Source organism: Streptomyces hokutonensis, from assembly GCF_042751305.1.
Taxonomy (GTDB): Bacteria; Actinomycetota; Actinomycetes; order Streptomycetales; family Streptomycetaceae; genus Streptomyces; species Streptomyces hokutonensis_A.
The window spans coordinates 42,949-59,851 of sequence record NZ_JBHYWD010000023.1 but is presented as its reverse complement, the minus strand read 5'-3'; the positions used below and the strand labels follow the sequence as shown (position 1 = coordinate 59,851).

The following is a 16,903-nucleotide window of genomic DNA, read 5'->3' as shown; positions in this document are numbered from 1 at the left end:
CCATGGACGATTTCATTCTTGAATTTGAGCGGGCCGCCGCCAAGGTTTCATGGGAATCACTTGACCATGCCGGCGGCTCCGCTGGAGACACGCCCTCCATGTTGCGATCCTTGTGGGAAGGGCCTACTGATACAGCAGCCCCGTACATGCACCTCTGGTCCGATCTCCTCGGTGAGTCCCGGGTGTGGAGTGCTACGGCTCCCGCCGCGTATTTGTTGTCGATTCTTGTTCGCGACGGCAGGTTTGGCGGTGACGACAAGACATTGCGGGAGGGCGTATTTGTGTTCTTTCGCGAGTTGGCCCTGAGGCGGAGAAGTGAGCAGACGCCACGATCACCGGTTTCGTCGATCGTGGAGCTCGTGACGCCTGCGCCGGAAGCAGCTTGCGGCTTGGTCATCCCCACGCTCCTGGAGGTCGAGCTCTCGTTCGTCGACGATCCGGACTCGCGCTTGGCATCGTGCGCCGCAACCGCAGCCGTGGCGGCGGTCACCACCTCTCAGAGCTCATTCCCGTCCCAGCGCCGCACACTGATTAAGTCGCTGAAGGCACGTGTTCAGTGGACCGGTTCCTCGGCGGACCGGGCAGGCGCCTTGCTCGACTTGGGGCGCCTGGGGGAGAGTCTGTCCGATTTTCTTTCCAGTCAGGAATGGGCAATCCGTCTGGCCGCTGCGCTTGGTTCGGCAGATCTGTCGAACCAACGCGCCCTCGACGTAATTCTTGACGCCGCCTGCCGACCCGGTGAACTGGATACACTACTCAGCCCGCCGGGGGATTCGAACTGGATGACCTTGCCTCAGCTCGGCGGTCGCCCACTCTCGGTCGTCGTCGCCGAAGAAACCTGCTCACGGGTGAAGGATCTCGCCTTGCTCGTGCAACCACTTGTTTCCGCGACGAGATCGATAGGGGGGCCGATGGGTCGTCTGGTGGCTCGGCCGTATTACCGGAAGCTCTTTCCGGCTGGGCTCCCGCCGGTCGATATTTCTTCTCTTCCTCAAAGGGAAGTCGCCCACTTCCTGGCCTCAAGCGATGAGGTTTGGGGACAGGCCAGCCTGCAACGACTTTTGGCAGATCTAAAGCTTCCGGTGAGCCGGGACGAGTGGCAGCGTCTCTAACCTTGGCGTTTAAGTGCACGACGAGTGCAGAGAGTGAGGTTGTAGGTAGGCCCACTTGATGCGGTGTTCTGCAGATGGTGAAGGATGTGGCCTTCGGCGTCGCCACTGCGGACCAGGACAGCAGCAAAGTCTTTCGATTTCGCGTGAGTGCTGGTCCGGGTATCGGATGTCACCGCCATTGTCGACCCTGATGCCCATTCCATACCCGATGCGATGAGCAGAAGCGCTTTCGTTGATTCGATAGCAGTGGTCGACTCTCTGGCACGGTTCGACTGCATACTGAATGGCCATAACTACCCCGTTCGTGGTTTCGCGGCAGCGATGCGAATTCTGACACGTGCTTCGCAGGAAGGTGTTTCAGAAGCACGAATCCAGTACAGCATCGCTTCTGTGATGGAATGACTTAAATGACTGCACCCTGCTATTTCCCTTATTTCAGCATGACCCTCTGCGGCATCCATCGAGACGGCATGTCTTCCTCGCCGTACCCGTGGATTTCGCGATGGATCAATTCGTGCCAAGCCTGCAAGGATGCTGCGGCCGTCATTGATCGGCGCTGGCCATTGGAAATGCGGGACGAGACGTGTACGCGCGTTACTCCTCCCTCCGGTTCAGAGTGGCCGTCTTTCTAGCACGGTGGACGCGGCTCTTTACGAGCACCGATGTCGATCGTATTTCGAGGGTTCGCATCTTGGACGCCCTGCTCCAAGAGCAGTATCGTGCAGGTGTTGGCGGAGGCGGGTGCACGAGATGACAGACTTCTCTTGAAGGCGCTTATCTCAGTCATTGCAATGCTTGAGGATGCGCTCAAGTTCGGTATGGACTTGCATGCGGAGGTGAATGCGCTAGAGGGCGTGACCTTTGAGCTTGATAGATGGATGATTCCGAGCGTGCGGAATTCAAGGAAGCGATCAGTCGCGTTGCAGACGCGGCGGATCCTGCTCAGCGAGAGTGGATCCGCAATCTTCCGCTAAACCTAGGAATTTAAGTGCGTTGAAGAAGAGAGGTGGTGGCCATCATGGATGAACGGCCGGATCTGGTGCAGATCATCGCGCGGATGCCGAGGGGCTGTGGTATCTGGCGCGCTAGGGGCGCAGCGCGTGGCGCATCCTCTTCGATCACGCCGGTAGGCAGGTGACGAGTCTGCCGATCCTCAGCTTTGCCGCGTGGTTCGAGCCGGCTTTCTCCCATGACAGCGTGATTTCGGTACCGTGATCTTGGTCCTCGTTTCCTTGGCGATGGTGGATAACTTTCGAGTGGAGTGGTGAGTCAGTTGGACTGGCGTGAGGACGAGACGCTTACCGCCCAGCTCCGTGTCATGTCGCGAAGGCAGCGGAATCAGGCCGCCTATCTTGCTCTGCGCAGACTGCAGGCGCCACTCCTCAGGATTGCTATGCCGACAGGTTGGGGAGTGGACCCGGCAGCGGTCGATTCGCTGGTCCGAAGCGGTGAGGTGCAGATGGGCGGCGAGAATAGTGAGGCGCTACAGCTGGCTATCGCTGAACTCCGTGATGCACCATTGTTCGAGTCCGAGATCGAACCGGAATTTGCTGAGAGCTTCCAGTTGGAAGCCATTAATGGTTGGCTCGCGTTCGGGGAAGCGTTGGGAGAGATGAGTGAGGTCCAAGCAGATTCGCTGATTGCCCTTGCTCGGGAATTGGCCGACTACCTCGACAAGAACATGGATAACTCGCTCACTATGACTGAGGGGGAGGGGGATCGTGAGCGCTACCTTGCCGGTGTCCCCGAGTGCTTTCTTTCATATGGCTTGGGATATTTCGGCACCAGAAATCTAGAAACTGAAAGAATCTGTCACGAGGTCGTACTGGCTGCTCCGGAGAATGAGGTGACGGCTTCCTCCGAGGCGGGCGGACAGTTGCTGCACGTCTGCGATGAGTACAGTAACCAGCTGGCTTCGACACTTATCCAATTCTCGAAATACTGACGTTGAGGGTCGAGATGAGTTTGTGGGACGTGAGTGCGCAGGGATGGAAAGAAGCGCTGTGTAACATTTCTCCGGGAGTGCGGAGAGTGGTGTCCGCGGATGTTGTTTTCGGATCGCTCCGGTTCTTTCGTCCCACGTTTGGTGCGGTGTTTTCTGCGGAAACTGTGAGATTTGTGCAGTCAGCCCTCGAATCGGCTCGCTCGGGGCATGTAGATCAGGCCGAATCCGATCGTATTTCGGTCCGCCTGTATTCACTGCTCGACGAAGACCCGGCGATTGGGCTTGCCTCGCTTGTTGCGGCTCTGTCTTTGTTCTTCGACTGTGCTGCCGCAGAGTTCGACGTGGATTCCACGCTTGAGATCATGTCCTCGTGCTATGAAGCCGTACTGCACACAGAAGGAATTTCGCAAGACATGCTGGACTCCAACTTGGACGGTGCAAACTGCTCCCAGCTCATTGATTTTCAACGAGGGGTCATAGAGCGAGCATCGTCCGTTGGATAGGGCAAAGAGAGCCAGCCAGCCGCACCGGGGCTGGCTGGCTCCCGGTGCGGCCGGATCGGGATGTCTGTCAGGCCCGGGAGAGAGCCTTCGTGCCCGAGAGAAGAGGGATGAGGGTGAAGTTGCCGTCGCCCGTGCCCGGCTCCGGCGGGGTGGACTAGCGTGTCCGGGTGATCAGGAACGTGATGGAATGGGACGCCCTCACCGACCGTGAGCCCAGCGCGTGGTACCGGGAGGAGCGGGACCGGCTCTCGGACATGGCCCGGGACGCCAACTGGGTTGGCCTGTTCGAGGAGTTGAGGAAGCATCCGGCGCGGGCCAACCTCCCCCGGATCGGGAACCGTACCGGTTACGCCCCGCTGCATCAGGCGGCCTGGCACGGCGCGGAGTTCCCCGTCGTTTCCCGGCTGATCGCGCACGGCGCCTGGCGCACGCAGCGCACCCGGGACGGGCAGCGCGCCGTGGACATCGCGCGGAAGCAGGGGCATACGCATCTGCTGGAGCTCCTGGAACCGGTCGCGGTGCGGTCACTCCCGTCCCCGCCCGAGATGCTGGAACAGCGCTTCCACTCGCTGCTACGCGAGAGAACCGGCAGTTGCTTCGAGGAGACCGAGCACCTGTTGCCACCGCTGGCGCCGCTGACGGAAGCACCAGCCGTAGAAATCACCTTCGTCGTGTTCGGCATGATGGGCGGCGTCACCTACCGTCTCGAAGACGATCATCTGTACGTGCACTTCCACTCACGGATGGATGCCGACGACGGGGAGCATTACCACGTAACCCCCGAGAGTTGGTCCAAGGTCGAATCCCCACGTGTACCGCCACCTCCTCCGTCCGCCCCGTAGCGCTGAGATCAACTTGCATGGCGTCGTGCCCAGCGAGCCCTGGGTGGGCGGGCCGGCGGGCGGCCGTCAGGGATACCCTCGGCCAATGTCGAATCGGGCGGTAGCAGTTGGAGTAGGTCTCGCGCAGGTGATGGGGCACTGCGGCGGTAGTCCAGCAGCAGCCGTGCACTACCTGGCGGGTGCCATCGCCTCCGCACCTGAGAACCCCGAGCCCTATACGGTCCTTGCCGAGTTGTGGAGGGACAAGCCGTCCGAACTGGCCGAGGTTGTTCAGGGCGCCGACTCCTTGAGGACGCTGCTGGCGCGGTCGTACATCAGCTTCCTTGAAGGTGACATGGACGATGCGGCGCTGGCGATCGGGTCGGTCACGGGTGTGAAACCCGACATCGCTTGGGCCCAAGCCCCCTGGTTCGGCAATGTGCGTTTTCTCGGCGTGGTGAGTGCCGATGCGTTGGCCGAGGCCGCAATGCGAACGATGGACCGTGGCCGTGTTCTGGACACGGAAAGCATGCGGGATGGGTTCCGGCCCTGGTTCCGGGCCATCGACGCGGTTGCTGCCCGCCGGCCGTCGGCGGACGCGTTGGCCAAGATGGCAATCCTGCTGCGGACGTGTGGTCTCACCGATGCGTCATTGGCCCTCTGCGACCGGGCGGACTCCGTGGAGCGGATCATGCTGACGGAAGTCATGCGAGCGGGGACATGGCGCAAGCTGGGTGATCCTGAACGGACGGTGGCGGCGTTCGAGCGCGCTATCGCCCCGGACCCGACCAACTGGTCGCTTCATCTCGACCTGGCCGACGTACACGCCGAGCAGGGCGACTTCACCGCCGCGGTCCGGCTGATCGATCAGGGAATGAAGTACGAGTCGACCGAGCTCACACTGCGCGCTGCCGGAGCCGCCTACCGGGCACGGCTGACCGGCTCGCCCGCCGAGCTGAGCGAACTCATCGAACTGGCGCCGAACCTGCCGAACGACTCCTACCGGGACCTGCAGATCGATCACGCGTGTGCCGGTCCCGCGCTGCCTGCCGAGCTCGTGGCTGCGGCCCGCCGCATCCAGAACGGCTCGAAGATCACTGACGGGACAGGTCTTGGTGACTGATGCCAAATGGCAATTCCAAGTAGACGACGAGTGGCGGAGCGCCTCCACCTGTCTCCGTAACTTCATGGAAGGCCTCATCGAATTCCTGCAAGGGGTTGAGGCGAACCGGCTGAGGCCAGGAGGTCAGACGACCGATACTCGGTAGGGATCGGTGGGGATGATCTGTGCCTCGTCGAAGAGCCGTTCCAGCGCCTCGTGTCCGTGATGTCTGCGGAACTCGATCTCGGCCGCGGTCACCGGCAGGGTCCACAGGATGCGTGCGTGTCCTCCAGGCAGTGGACAGTGTTCGAGGTCGGGGCCGTGGAGGTACGGCAGGCTGATCAGCAGGTGGTCGCAGGTCGAGCCCGGTACCCACGGTTCGCCGATCGGCATGCTGTGTTCCAGGGCGAGTTGATGCCCTCCACAGTGGTAGTAGGCGACCATCGCCATGAGTTCGATGAACCGTTGGTCGCGGACGTGCGCGGTCATGACGAACTCAAGCCCGTGGCCGTGCTCCTGCATCGAGGCCCAGCATCCGGCGGTCACATAGGCCCAGTTGTCGCTGCGGGGGCCGGGCGTTACGACGAGAACTCGTAGATCGGGTGATCGACTGACCCCGGCCGCTCGTGGGGCGTTGCGGAGCTGTGGATCCTGATCGTGTCAGACCCGCAACAGGGCATCCCTAGGCTCCAGTTGGTTGAGGCGTGGAAGTGTGACACTCGACGGAGAGGTGTCACGCTTTCGCGGACGGGTCTCCGTTGGCGGCACCTCAATGCCTCGGTGAGATCCCCCAACTCAGAGCCTTCCGTTCTCAGTTCTGCTCGAAGGGCCACGCTGCGCGGACCTGCGCGAGTTGCATACGGTGGGCGTCGACCCAATCGGCGGGCAGGCGCACCAGGACGCACACCGAGGTGAGAGACACCGTGGTGTCCCTCACCACCACCTCGATCGCGTTGAGGACCTCACCGTGGGAGATGTACGGCCCCTTCGGCGTGATCTGGATCTCCGGGTTTCGACCGTCGTCCATCCAGTGAACGGGCCGGCCCTCGGCGAGCAGTTCGAGCGCCTCTGCCCAATCGTCCAGGTCCTCGGGCAGGAGACACACCTCTGTGAGGTTGCCCTTGGCGAATTCGCTGGCCACCACGATGTCGATGTCAAGGCAGCCGTCCCAAGGGAGCACCTCGGTTGTTCGCCCCGTCACCTGAACGACCACTCTGTTCTCTTCATCGGCAAGGCGGATGAGGTCTACCGGAGCGTGCCTGGTCATGTCGTGTCCCCTGGGTCGTGGGCGACGAGGGCAGTCGGCATCACCAAAGCCACCGGTCGAGGAACGCCGGCCAGGTGAAGGCCTCGTAGCCCTCGAATGCCGCAGGATCGATCTCCTTGAGATCGTCGGCCAGAGCCTTCAGCTCATTGAGTGCGGCGTCTTCGTCCTCGAACGGATCCTCAAGTACCTGGGACTGGCTGAGGTGACGTCCGAAGTGGTGGAGAGACTGGAGCCACCGCTCGACCGAACCGTTGGTGAACCGGGCTTCACCGGTCCAGCCGATGTGGTGGACCTCGCCTGTGACCGGCTGGACACCGAAGGCCTGCCAGAGGTCCAAGCCCGTTACCTGCGAGATCGTGAGCTTGTAGAACCGTCGACCGTCGGAGGCCACCAGCTGCGGAGACGGCTCGCTCTGGTAGGGGACGTGGGTGACGATCTGCTCGGTGATCGGGATACCGACACTGGTCAGCATGTGCTTCGCCTCGATTGGGATGTCCCACTCGGCGACGGTCTGCCGCGTAGCGCGGTGGACATTGCCCGGACCGGCCCAAGCTGCAAGGTCTGCGTGGGTGACCATGACGTCCCTTCCCGGGCGTGCGACTGCGGTGACCCTGCTCGCGGCCCCTGACGGTTTCGCCGGGGTTGCCGGCGGCTACGGACGGTGCCGGGTGGAACAGACCCGGTTCTGGCTCGGTGCGGACGCCGAGCTCACCACGGTCGTAGCCGCGGGGCCGTTCCGGCCACTCGGGATCATCGAGTTCCCGCAACAAGGTCACCAGGTCCACTCTGTGCTCCGTCACGCGCAGATCCTGGCGGCTCGGCAGCACTCGTTCAAGTTCAAAGGTCCCACTCGACTCGGCGGCCATCGAGTCGGAACGACTCCTCCACGCCTGCCCAGTCCTCCACCCATTCGCCGACACAGTTGATCTGCATGCCGGGGTCGTCGGCGACGCGAATCATCACTCCCGCCGATTCCGTGTGCTCCGCAGCGGGGTCGTCGAGAGCGGCCGTTCCGTCGACCCGGATGCAGCGGCCTGTGTCTTTGCCGGAGGCGATGCGTCCTACGACCCCGAAGTGGCGTGTGGCGTCTCTGTGCGTGGCGATGATCTGTGAGCGGTCCTGAACTGCTGTCACTCGTAGTTCGTTCGGTGTGCTGATGAAGGTGAGTTCGACCGGGGAATGGCGGCCGAACAGTTCGATCACACCCTTGGCCTTCTGCGCCCGGGTGTCGATCTCTGTGATCGTCGCCTCAAGCGTTACGAACGGGCCGTCGGTGACGGTGACGGAGGCGCCGACTGCGATGTGCGTCTGTGTGGGGGGCGCGATCTCCACGCAGTTGTTGCCGTCGTCCGGGCCCGAGTGGGACGACTTCCGCCAGTTGCCCATCGGCACCTCACGGCTTCTGGGCCAGTTCGCGGATGAAGTCACGCGATCGTTCGGGTTCGGGTGACGCGCTCCTTCACGGTGTCCGTCTTGAGGGTCTCGATGAAGGCGTGGAAGGTTCTGCCGGGGAAGGTGAGTATGGCCCGGGCCGGAGCCTTGGAGTCGCGTACCAACACGTGTGTGTGCGTGGGGGAGTTCGCGATCTCCACGCACTCGTTGCCGTCTCCCTCGCCCGAGTAGGACGACTTCCGCCAGTTGTCCATGGAGTGCCCTACAGCTCTTTCGCCAGTTTGTGGATGAACTCGCGGGACTGCGCGGGTTCGAGTGATGAGGCCTCCACCATACGGAACCTCGTTCGGTAGGTGCTGAGCTGAGCCTCGGAATCGATGAGCAACGAGCCGTGCGGGGCGTCACGCAGCACCGTGTCCAGTTTGGGCACGGCGCCGCCCAGGTACGTCATCGTGCTTGAGGCTTTGGCGAAGTCGTCCACGTCGAAGGGGATGACACGCAAGGTAATGTGGTCCGCTTCGGAGGACTGTAGAAGTCGGGTGAGTTGGGCCCTCGACACGGCTCGGTTGCTGACCTTGATCCGGAGTGCCGCCTCGTGGATCACCGCTTCGTACGGAATGGCGCTCCTCTGGCGGGCCAGGCGGTGTTGGACGCGCAACTCCAGTTCATCGCTGGTGAGTTCGGGGAGCCGGGACGAGAAGACGGCACGGGCGTAGTCCTCTGTCTGCAGGAGGCCAGGTACGTACAGGATCGTCACGTGGTGTTGAAACCGGGCGTGGTGCTCCAGCTCCGACAGGTCCAGGAACGACGAGGGCAGTAGTCCCCGGTACTCCTCCCACCATCCCCGTGTCCGATCGGTTGCCATCGCGACCAGGGCGTCGATGAACTCCTCGTCCGTGCAGGCGTAGTGAGATGCGAGGCGGCGTACTCGTTCCTCGCTCACGCCTACGATTCCGGATTCGATGTGGCTGATCTGGACGCGGCCCGCCCCGAGCAGCGCTGCGGCGTCGACGGCGGTGAGCCCCGCTGCCTCGCGGAGTCTGCGCAACTCGATGCCCAGGCGCATCTGTCGTGCCGTTGGTTCGCGCCTCAGGACCATCGATTGCTCCTCCTCGTTCGAGGGCAGATTACGCGATCCGCTTGCTTGGGATGACAGGTTATCCCTACCGTTGGTGATGCAACGCACACGCTGCGGAAGTGCACCACCCCGTCATGCCGTGACGGCCGTGGCAGAGCCACCGCGCGAACTCCCCTTTACCTGAACGGAGTTGACCCATGCCCGAAACCGAGCCCGAGATCGAACCCATCGACCCCGTCCCCGCCCCCTGGGAGTACTCCCTCTCCATCCCCAACGACCCCCGAGCCGTCACCGTAAGCCGCCGCACCCTCCGCCTGATCCTCACCGTTCACGGACTCATCGGTCACGTCGACACCGCCGAACTCCTCGCTGCCGAGCTGGTCTCCAACGCCGTACGGCATACGAAAGGGCCCGCCGACCTACGGGTCCGCTGGGAGGCGGGGGTGTTGCGGATCGGGGCGTGGGACGCCGATCCCGAACCCCCGCCCCCGTCACGGCCGTTGGAGCTGACCACGGACTCCGAGGGCGGACGAGGGCTCGCGCTGGTCCGGGCCTGCGCAGACCTCTGGGGCTGGCAGCCCTCGGCCCGCCACGGCACCCGCGGCAAATACGTCTGGTGCGAACTCCTCACCGCGTGACCGGCAACGCCCCCACAAACCGAGGCCCATCCCCCCGGTGCTGCACCGGAAACGTCACCTTCAACCCCTGCTCCTGCCCCGCCACCGACAGCCTCGTCGTGAACTGCAACCCCAGGAACGCCTTCTTCGAACCGCCCGCCGAGACGTACGGACGCGGCAGGTTCAGCATCAACTTGCCTGGTTTTCCACCCCTGTTGCCGTCGAAGAACAGGACTCTCTGGTCGGTCAGGACTATGTACAGCGGGCGTGGAGTGACCGTGGCCATCACCGTGCCCGCGCTCAACACCCCCACCACCGCCGCCGTCAGGGCCTGCCTGCGGACGGACACTGAGCCGATCGCGGCCAGGGAAGTGAACTCGACGCGTTCGCCCTGGAGGAGCAACGGGGCTGCCGCTTCGAGGAGTTGGCGGTTTCGGCGGGCGTTCAGGGACATGACGGGACTCCTGGGGGACGTAAGCGCAGATGTGAGTACAGGTGTGAGTACAGAAAGGTGCGGACGTTATGAGCCCCCGATGAACGGAAGTTGTACGGAAGGTTCGCCGAAGGTCAAGCAAAACCCACGCTCACCCCATGTCCGACCTGCGGATTCCCCGCCAACCGCGATGTCACAGGCCTCGCCTAGGATCCGCCGCATGTCATCCGCCACCGGAGCCGATCCCGGCCCCGACTTCGAACTCGCCTCCGCCTTCCCGGTGGTCACCTGGTTGCGTCAGGCCGCCGCCGCGGCGGACTGGGCCGCGATCCGGCAGTACCACGACAGCCTGCCGCCCGGTACCGACCGGGCCTTCGTCGTGGGCGTGTTGGCCGAGGACGACGGTTTCGAACACGCGCTGAGGCGGCAACTGGCCGCCGTACCGAACGACGTTCTCGCACTCACCGTGCTCGGGACCCGGCTCATCGAGGCAGGGTGGGAGATACGGACCGGCGCGCGGGCCAAGAACGTCAGCCGCGAGCAGTTCAAGGCGTTCCACGAACACCTGCGGGAGGCGGAGCAACTCCTCATCCGGGCAACGGCTTTGGACCCTTCCTACGACGCCGCCTGGGCCGCCCGTCTCAACACCGCCCTCGGGCTGTCGCTCGGGATGAACGAGAGCCGGCGCCGCTACAACCGTCTCGCCCGCTACCACCCCCACCACTTCACCGGCCAGGCCCGTCTCCTCCAGAAGCTGTGCCCCAAGTGGGGCGGAACTTGGGAGGAGGCCCACGGGTTCGCGCGCGAGTGTCTACTGACCGCCCCCGCAGGGGCGTTGAACGGCGGGCTCGTAGCCGAGGCGCACATCGAGCACTGGCTCGACCTGGGCGCCGACGACAAGCGCACCGAATACCTGCGACAGCCCCACGTGCATGCCGAGCTCGTCGAGGCCGCCCAACGCACCGTGTTCCACCCGCAGTTCGCGCGGCCGTACGGCTGGGTCACCGTCCAGGGCTGCTTCGCCGCGCTGTTCTCGATGATCGGCGACACCACGCAGGCCGCCGCGCACTTCCAGGCCCTCGGCAACCTCGCCTCCGACTATCCGTGGGACTACCTGGGCAAGCCCGCCGAGCAGTACGTCCAGCACCGCGACACCGCCCTGAGAGGCCGCAGATGAACCCCCGGGACCCCCAGTACCACCAGGCCTCCCACGACAGTCAGTCCGCCACCACCATGAACGCCATCCACCTCACCGAAGTCGACGGCATACCCACCCTCTTCGCCTACGCCCCCGGCCCCCTCCGCGCCGGACTCGTCTTCCGCGTCGGCACGGCCGACGAGACCCTCGCCAGGGCCGGCGTCACCCACCTCGTCGAACACCTCGCCCTGTACCGCCACGGCCTCGCCGACTACCACTACAACGGCGCGACCAAGGCCGCCTTCACCCACTTCCACGTGAAGGGCGCCGAACACGAGATCGTCGACTACCTCCACGGCGTCTGCGCCTCCCTCGCCGACCTCCCCATGGAGCGCCTGGAGACGGAGAAGGAGATTCTGCGGACGGAGGAGTCCCGCCGTGAGCCCGGCCAACTCCCGTTGTGGCGCTACGGTGCCCAGGGTTACGGCCTGGTCAGCTACCCCGAGTGGGGGGTCAGGAACCTGCGCCCGGAGGACGTACGGCACTGGACGGAGACCTGGTTCACCGGCGGCAACGCCGTGCTGTGGATCGCCGGCGAGCGATTCCCCGCCGGACTCACGCTCAAGCTGCCCCCGGGCGCCCGCCACCCCCTCCCCGCCGTCACCTCCGCACTCCCCACCACACCCGCCCACTTCTCCGACGGCCAGGGCGGAGTCCTCCTCGACGCCGTCGTCACGGACACCTCCGCCGCCCGCCTCTACGCCGGCGTCCTGGAACGCGAACTCTCCCGCGCCCTGCGCCAGGAGGACGGCAACTCCTACACCGCCGCCACCGACTACACCTCCCGCCGCGACGGCCACGCCGTCGTCACCGCGTTCGCGGACTCGCTCCCCGCCAAGCAGGACGCGGTGCTCGGCGGCTTCGTCGACGTCCTCGCCGCGCTCCAGGCCGGCCGTATCGCGCAGGCCGACCTGGAGGCCGTACGCACGCGCGCCGACGCGGGACTGACGGCGGCCGACGCGGCCGTACGACGGCTGCCGGGGACGGCGGAGGACCTGCTCGCCGGACGGCCGCCGCGCGGGCTCGACGAACTGCGGCACGAGCTGTGGTCGGTGACGCCCGGTCACCTGCACGCGGTGGCCCTGGAGGCCGCCGGGACCGCGCTGCTGCAGGTGCCCTCGGGGCACAGTGCGAGCTGGGCGGGGTACGCGGAGGCGCCGGTCCGTTCGACGTACGCCGTCACCGGGCGGCGCTTCGAGGCGGTGGCCAAGGACGGGTCCGCGTTGGTGGTCGGGGAGGACGGGGTCAGCGTGACCGTGCGCGGGCGCGACGGCGGGGACCTCGCGGTGACCGTGCCGTACCGATCCTGCGCCGCCGTGCTCAGCTGGCCCGACGGTGGCCGGCGGCTCATCGGCACCGACGGTCTCGCCGTCTCCGTGGAACCGGGGCTCTACGGAGTCGACGCGCACACGATGGCGGTCCTCGACGCGGCCGTACCGCCGCACGCGCGCGTGCAGTTGCCGCCGCGGCAGAGCGCCCCGCGCGCGGAGGCACCCGCAGCGGCGCCGACCGCCGAGAGCGGCGGTGCTGCCGCGCCCACCCGGCGCACCGGCGGGCAGACCGCCGCGCTGGTCGTCCTCTTCCTGCTGGGAGGGCTGTTCGCCTTCGTCGCGCTCGCGACGACGGTCTTCGGCCGCGACCCGCAAAGCGGCACCGGCGAATGGCTCGGCCTCTCGGGCTTCCTGTGGGCCGTCACCGGACTGATCGTCTGGCCCGCGGTACGGATCCTGCGGCGCACCCGGCGGGCGTGACCCACCGGACGTACGGGATCTACCGCAGGTACGGGTTCCCCTGCTGCGGCGGCACCGGCATGCCCATGTACAGCTGCTGTTTCGGGGGCGGGGTGTCGAACATCCCGAACAGCAGCAGTCCGGCGGCCATGAACATGGTCAGTACGACTGCCAAGCCGAGGAACGGGTCCCCGCTGGAGCTGCCGCCGGACGCCGCCCACGGCAGGGTGACGCACTCGTAGAGCACGAAGGACGCGAACACGCCCCAGTCCGAACCCCGCCCGCGCCGGATCGCCGCGTACAGGAAGGGTACCCACATCAGGAGGCCGCACGACCCCCAGGCGAGGAACACCCAGGCGATCCGTTGTCCCCAGCCGGCTTCCAGCCGTTTTGCCATGTCAACCCCCCAAGGTCGGGCCAAGGTTATGGCACGGGCCGCCGCCCGGGGGACGAACGGCCATCTGAACCGTCCCGCGACCCGTCCCGTGACTCGGCCCACGCCCGCCACGTCCGCGCACTGGTACGGCGTTTGTCCGGTCCGCGTTCCACGGGACGGGAGTTTTTGCCGTGTCGTGAGGGAATCTTGTGGCGATCGAGAGGATCCGTTTTCCGGACCGAAGGACAGCGTCGATTATCGTGCGATTCGCTGGGGTCCCAAGTCCCGCGCGCGCACGGACAGTTCCGTACCAGGGCCGTACGACCGTAGTCCTACGGCGTCGCCGCGCCGGACCCGCGCAGCTTCCGGGGCCCCGAGGGGCCGACTATTTTCCGGCGGACGTCGTACATGTCCGCTTGTCATGAACAGGGGTGGGGTTTTTCGTGTCCGAGCACCGGCAGTCGAAGAAGCGCAGGTACATCGCTTGGGGCGTGGCGGGTGCCGCCGTCGTCGCCGGAGGCGGTATCGCAGCGCAGACCTCGATGGCCGCCACGACGTGGCCCGCGCAGAAGACCTACACGGGCCGCGCCTTCGACACCTGCGCCGCACCCTCCCTCGCCGCGATGAAGGCCTGGCACGGCGGCCTCTACGGCGCCGCCGCCGTCTACATCGGCGGCAAGAACCGCGGCTGCAGCCAGCCCAACCTCACCGCCTCCTGGGTCAAGACCCTCAGCACGGACGGCTGGAAGTTCATCCCGCTCTACGTCGGCTCCCAGCCGTCCTGCGGCTCCGGCGGCTCGGTGAAGATCAGCGCCAGCACCGCGGCGGCCGTCGGCAAGTCCGAGGCGGACGACGCGGTCGCCAAGTCCGCGGCGCTCGGCTTCAAGGCCGGCAGCCCGGTCTACCTGGACATGGAGTCGTACGACACGACGAACACGTCCTGCAACAACGCCGTGCTGACCTATGTGCGCGCCTTCGACAAGGAACTGCACGCCAAGATCTACCGCACCGGCTTCTACGGCTTCACCAGCTCCAGCGCCAAGGCGATCGCGACCGCGACCGACAAGACGGACCTGCCGGGCAACCTCTGGTACGCGCTGTGGGACAAGGTCAACACGACGACCTCGGACTGGCCGTGGGGCTCCACCCAGTTCACCGGGCACAGCCGCGCCCACCAGTACATGGTCAACAGCAAGGAGACCCGGGGCGGTTACACGATCACCGTGGACCGCGACGCGTGGGACGCGCCGGTGGCCATCACCGGCTGAGCAGCAGCACGGAGAACCTGCTGAGCGTCGGGTGCTGAAGGCCTGATGGCCGAAGGGCGAGGGGTGAGGGCGATGAGGATGTTGAGGGTGGCCAGGGCGTCCGCCGCGCCGGTGCTGCGGACGCCGGCCGTGCGCGCCGGGTTTGCCGTGCTGCCGGTCGTCAGCCTGGGCCTGCTCTGTCCCGTCCCGTCCCTCGTCCTCGCCCTGCGCCGCCGCACCCGCGCCGACTGGCTGGCCTTCGCCGGGTTCACCGCGGTCCTCGCGGCCTGGATCACCGAACTCGCGCTGACGCCCGTCGACACGCACGGCGCGCTGTTCGGCGTGGACCTGCTGCTGGTCACGCTGTCCATGGCGGGCGCCTCGGCGCACGCGTGGCGGGCGTGGCCGCGGCGGGCGGGGGACATGGCGGACGGTGCGGTCCTCGGGGATCTTGCGGTCGGCCGGGCGGGTGTCCTGGTGGCCGACCGCGCGGAGGGCCTCGCGATCGACCGCGCGGCAGGTGACCCGGTCGTCGACCTCACAGGCGGCCCGGTCGTCGAACGGGCCGAGGAGTAGCGGTACATGGGCAAGCAGGTCCGGCAGGTCACGCAGGCGCGTCCGGTCCCGGTGGAGAGACAGCGACGGCTCACGCGCGTGGGGCATGCCGTGGTGGCCGGGCTGCGTGGGCTCGGCGGTCGCACCATCGCCATGATCGCGACGGCGCTCGCCGTCGTCCTCGCGGTGATCGTGACCGGGATCGTCCTCTCCCGGCACGACAGCCGCCCGCCGATCCCCGCCACCAGGGCCCGCCACTACACCGACACCGACGCCTGCCTGCTCACCGACCACCAGGGCATCAACGGGAGCGTCGCCGCCAAGGTCTGGCGGGGCATGCAGGACGCGTCGCTCAGGACGCACACGCGCGTGAGCTACTCCTCGGTGACCGGCGAACAGAGCACCGCGAACGCGCGCCCCTTCCTCAACGCCATGCTCCAGAGCTCCTGCGAGGTCGTCCTCGCGGTGGGCGGCGCAGAGGTGAAGGCGGCACAGGAGACGACGGGGCGGTACGCGAAGGTCGGCTTCGTGCTCGTCGGTGCCGCCAACGGGGGCAAGACCGCCACGAACGTGTCCTGGGTACCCACCGGCGACGGGCTCCGCGAGCAAGTCGCTGCGGCCGTGGAACGAGCGGTGGAAGCCCGCGGCTAGCGCACGCGCGCGTGCCGGGTGCGTGCCGGTGCCCGAAGTCCTGGTGAATCGTTGGTCGAATGGGTTGGCCACAGGCGACCCACTGCCTAACATCGATCACCGCAAGACTTTGTGCACCGTCGCACAATCTCCAACGGGAGGCTCCCTTGCACCGCCGCCGTCGCACCGCGCTCGTCCTCACCGCCGTGATCGCCGCCGCGGCCCCCGCCCTGACCGCCTGCGGAAGCGAAGCGCATCCCGGCGCGGCGGCCGTCGTCGGCGGGCAGCGCATCACCGTCGCGCAGTTGCAGAGCCGGGTCAACGAGGTGCGCGTGGCACAGCGGGCGGCCGTCCAGGACCAGGCCCAGTACACGCGGGCCATCGCCACCACCGGCGGCCTCACCCGCGAGACGCTCTACGGCATGGTCTTCGACCAGGTCGTGCACCGCGCCGCACAGGACGCCGACGTCACCGTCACCCGCAAGGACATCCAGGACATGCGGGCCGCCCTCGCCCAGCAGGCGGGCGGCTCCAAGGCCCTGGAGGCGACCTGGCTCGCACAGTACGGCGTCCCGCCGCAGCGCCTCGACGAGAACCTCCGCCTCCAGGTGGAGGGCCGCAAACTCGCCGCGAAACTCGGCACCGACACCAGCCAGCCCGCCTTCTGGAAGGCCCTGTCGGCCGCCTCCAAGGAACTCCACGTCGACCTCAACCCGCGCTACGGCACCTGGGACGTGGAGAAGAGCAGCCGCGTCGACGCGAAGACACCGTGGGTGCGTGAGGTGACGGCGGCGCAGACGCAGGAGTCGGCGTAACGGTACGGCGCCTCCTCCGGAGGGGCTGGCCACTGGCCTGTGGATAACTCTGGGGCTGTCGGCGGCGTGGGTTACGTTCGGT

Annotated in this window: 18 protein-coding genes and 2 pseudogenes; 12 read left to right on the top strand and 8 right to left on the bottom strand. The window is 66.2% G+C overall.

Features of this window, described 5'->3' with window-relative positions; genetic code table 11:
- The first annotated feature begins 2 nt into the window (after window positions 1-2).
- The 5 genes from ACFXC1_RS40450 to ACFXC1_RS40430 all read left to right on the top strand — a co-directional run bounded on the left by ACFXC1_RS40450 (window position 3) and on the right by ACFXC1_RS40430 (window position 5,504).
- On the top strand, window positions 3-1,112 hold the full coding sequence (locus ACFXC1_RS40450) for a hypothetical protein (RefSeq protein WP_381252464.1): 1,110 nt from the start codon (window positions 3-5) through the stop codon (window positions 1,110-1,112).
- 1,264 nt (window positions 1,113-2,376) lie between these two features.
- Complete coding sequence (locus tag ACFXC1_RS40445; protein ID WP_381252462.1) at window positions 2,377-3,057, top strand: hypothetical protein; 681 nt, start codon at window positions 2,377-2,379, stop codon at window positions 3,055-3,057.
- Between the two features lie 29 nt (window positions 3,058-3,086).
- On the top strand, window positions 3,087-3,560 hold the full coding sequence (locus tag ACFXC1_RS40440; protein WP_381252460.1) for a hypothetical protein: 474 nt from the start codon (window positions 3,087-3,089) through the stop codon (window positions 3,558-3,560).
- Between the two features lie 167 nt (window positions 3,561-3,727).
- A complete protein-coding gene (locus ACFXC1_RS40435) occupies window positions 3,728-4,402 on the top strand; it encodes an ankyrin repeat domain-containing protein (RefSeq protein ID WP_381252458.1) in 675 nt (224 codons plus the stop codon).
- Between the two features lie 163 nt (window positions 4,403-4,565).
- Entirely contained in the window at window positions 4,566-5,504 is a 939-nt protein-coding gene (locus tag ACFXC1_RS40430) for a tetratricopeptide repeat protein (protein ID WP_381252456.1), read from the top strand.
- 123 nt (window positions 5,505-5,627) lie between these two features.
- On the opposite strand, the pseudogene ACFXC1_RS40425 reads toward ACFXC1_RS40430, so the two are convergent.
- The 6 genes and pseudogenes from ACFXC1_RS40425 to ACFXC1_RS40400 all read right to left on the bottom strand — a co-directional run.
- A pseudogene (locus tag ACFXC1_RS40425) lies at window positions 5,628-6,071 on the bottom strand (suppressor of fused domain protein); the annotation flags it as partial.
- A gap of 223 nt (window positions 6,072-6,294) precedes the next feature.
- Entirely contained in the window at window positions 6,295-6,750 is a 456-nt protein-coding gene (locus tag ACFXC1_RS40420) for a DUF5959 family protein (RefSeq protein ID WP_381252454.1), read from the bottom strand.
- A 40-nt stretch (window positions 6,751-6,790) separates the two neighbouring features.
- Window positions 6,791-7,327 carry an SUKH-4 family immunity protein gene (locus ACFXC1_RS40415; protein WP_381252452.1) on the bottom strand — a complete coding sequence of 179 codons (537 nt, stop codon included), beginning with the start codon at window positions 7,325-7,327 and terminating at the stop codon, window positions 6,791-6,793.
- A 581-nt stretch (window positions 7,328-7,908) separates the two neighbouring features.
- A pseudogene (locus tag ACFXC1_RS40410) lies at window positions 7,909-8,136 on the bottom strand (DUF397 domain-containing protein); the annotation flags it as partial.
- Between the two features lie 38 nt (window positions 8,137-8,174).
- Window positions 8,175-8,396 (bottom strand): DUF397 domain-containing protein, encoded by a 222-nt coding sequence (locus ACFXC1_RS40405; protein ID WP_381252450.1) that lies wholly within the window; start codon window positions 8,394-8,396, stop codon window positions 8,175-8,177.
- 8 nt (window positions 8,397-8,404) lie between these two features.
- Window positions 8,405-9,241, bottom strand: a complete 837-nt coding sequence (locus ACFXC1_RS40400; protein WP_381252448.1) for a helix-turn-helix domain-containing protein — start codon at window positions 9,239-9,241, stop codon at window positions 8,405-8,407.
- A gap of 176 nt (window positions 9,242-9,417) precedes the next feature.
- Here ACFXC1_RS40400 and ACFXC1_RS40395 point away from each other — a divergent pair, with 176 nt between their 5' ends.
- The gene (locus tag ACFXC1_RS40395; protein WP_381252446.1) at window positions 9,418-9,858 is read left to right on the top strand and encodes an ATP-binding protein; all 441 of its coding nucleotides are present in this window, start codon (window positions 9,418-9,420) and stop codon (window positions 9,856-9,858) included.
- Here ACFXC1_RS40395 and ACFXC1_RS40390 read toward each other — a convergent pair.
- Entirely contained in the window at window positions 9,848-10,291 is a 444-nt protein-coding gene (locus ACFXC1_RS40390) for a hypothetical protein (protein WP_019066668.1), read from the bottom strand. The genes ACFXC1_RS40395 and ACFXC1_RS40390 overlap by 11 nt on opposite strands.
- Window positions 10,292-10,490: 199 nt before the next feature.
- Here ACFXC1_RS40390 and ACFXC1_RS40385 point away from each other — a divergent pair, with 199 nt between their 5' ends.
- Both ACFXC1_RS40385 and ACFXC1_RS40380 read left to right on the top strand, forming a co-directional pair.
- The gene (locus tag ACFXC1_RS40385) at window positions 10,491-11,447 is read left to right on the top strand and encodes a tetratricopeptide repeat protein (RefSeq protein WP_381252444.1); all 957 of its coding nucleotides are present in this window, start codon (window positions 10,491-10,493) and stop codon (window positions 11,445-11,447) included.
- Window positions 11,444-13,219, top strand: a complete 1,776-nt coding sequence (locus tag ACFXC1_RS40380; RefSeq protein WP_381252442.1) for a peptidase M16 family protein — start codon at window positions 11,444-11,446, stop codon at window positions 13,217-13,219. The genes ACFXC1_RS40385 and ACFXC1_RS40380 overlap by 4 nt, the downstream gene beginning before the upstream one ends.
- Before the next feature lie 19 nt (window positions 13,220-13,238).
- On the opposite strand, the gene ACFXC1_RS40375 is transcribed toward ACFXC1_RS40380, so the two are convergent.
- Window positions 13,239-13,595, bottom strand: a complete 357-nt coding sequence (locus tag ACFXC1_RS40375; RefSeq protein ID WP_043259279.1) for a hypothetical protein — start codon at window positions 13,593-13,595, stop codon at window positions 13,239-13,241.
- A gap of 422 nt (window positions 13,596-14,017) precedes the next feature.
- Here ACFXC1_RS40375 and ACFXC1_RS40370 point away from each other — a divergent pair, with 422 nt between their 5' ends.
- The 4 genes from ACFXC1_RS40370 (at window position 14,018) to ACFXC1_RS40355 (ending at window position 16,821) form a co-directional block, all read left to right on the top strand.
- Window positions 14,018-14,842 (top strand): glycoside hydrolase domain-containing protein, encoded by an 825-nt coding sequence (locus tag ACFXC1_RS40370; RefSeq protein ID WP_381252440.1) that lies wholly within the window; start codon window positions 14,018-14,020, stop codon window positions 14,840-14,842.
- Between the two features lie 78 nt (window positions 14,843-14,920).
- A complete protein-coding gene (locus ACFXC1_RS40365; RefSeq protein WP_381252612.1) occupies window positions 14,921-15,397 on the top strand; it encodes a hypothetical protein in 477 nt (158 codons plus the stop codon).
- A gap of 6 nt (window positions 15,398-15,403) precedes the next feature.
- Complete coding sequence (locus ACFXC1_RS40360; protein ID WP_381252438.1) at window positions 15,404-16,027, top strand: type 1 periplasmic-binding domain-containing protein; 624 nt, start codon at window positions 15,404-15,406, stop codon at window positions 16,025-16,027.
- 146 nt (window positions 16,028-16,173) lie between these two features.
- The gene (locus ACFXC1_RS40355) at window positions 16,174-16,821 is read left to right on the top strand and encodes a SurA N-terminal domain-containing protein (protein ID WP_381252436.1); all 648 of its coding nucleotides are present in this window, start codon (window positions 16,174-16,176) and stop codon (window positions 16,819-16,821) included.
- The last annotated feature ends 82 nt before the right edge of the window (window positions 16,822-16,903 follow it).

Excerpts from the sequence above, each read along its gene's own strand:
- ACFXC1_RS40450 (WP_381252464.1), top strand. The coding sequence starts at position 3 with ATGGACGATTTCATTCTTGAATTTGAGCGGGCCGCCGCCAAGGTTTCA.
- ACFXC1_RS40420 (WP_381252454.1), bottom strand. The coding sequence starts at position 6,750 with ATGACCAGGCACGCTCCGGTAGACCTCATCCGCCTTGCCGATGAAGAG.
- ACFXC1_RS40415 (WP_381252452.1), bottom strand. The coding sequence starts at position 7,327 with ATGGTCACCCACGCAGACCTTGCAGCTTGGGCCGGTCCGGGCAATGTC.
- ACFXC1_RS40405 (WP_381252450.1), bottom strand. The coding sequence starts at position 8,396 with ATGGACAACTGGCGGAAGTCGTCCTACTCGGGCGAGGGAGACGGCAAC.
- ACFXC1_RS40400 (WP_381252448.1), bottom strand. The coding sequence starts at position 9,241 with ATGGTCCTGAGGCGCGAACCAACGGCACGACAGATGCGCCTGGGCATC.
- ACFXC1_RS40395 (WP_381252446.1), top strand. The coding sequence starts at position 9,418 with ATGCCCGAAACCGAGCCCGAGATCGAACCCATCGACCCCGTCCCCGCC.
- ACFXC1_RS40390 (WP_019066668.1), bottom strand. The coding sequence starts at position 10,291 with ATGTCCCTGAACGCCCGCCGAAACCGCCAACTCCTCGAAGCGGCAGCC.
- ACFXC1_RS40385 (WP_381252444.1), top strand. The coding sequence starts at position 10,491 with ATGTCATCCGCCACCGGAGCCGATCCCGGCCCCGACTTCGAACTCGCC.
- ACFXC1_RS40380 (WP_381252442.1), top strand. The coding sequence starts at position 11,444 with ATGAACCCCCGGGACCCCCAGTACCACCAGGCCTCCCACGACAGTCAG.
- ACFXC1_RS40375 (WP_043259279.1), bottom strand. The coding sequence starts at position 13,595 with ATGGCAAAACGGCTGGAAGCCGGCTGGGGACAACGGATCGCCTGGGTG.
- ACFXC1_RS40365 (WP_381252612.1), top strand. The coding sequence starts at position 14,921 with ATGTTGAGGGTGGCCAGGGCGTCCGCCGCGCCGGTGCTGCGGACGCCG.
- ACFXC1_RS40360 (WP_381252438.1), top strand. The coding sequence starts at position 15,404 with ATGGGCAAGCAGGTCCGGCAGGTCACGCAGGCGCGTCCGGTCCCGGTG.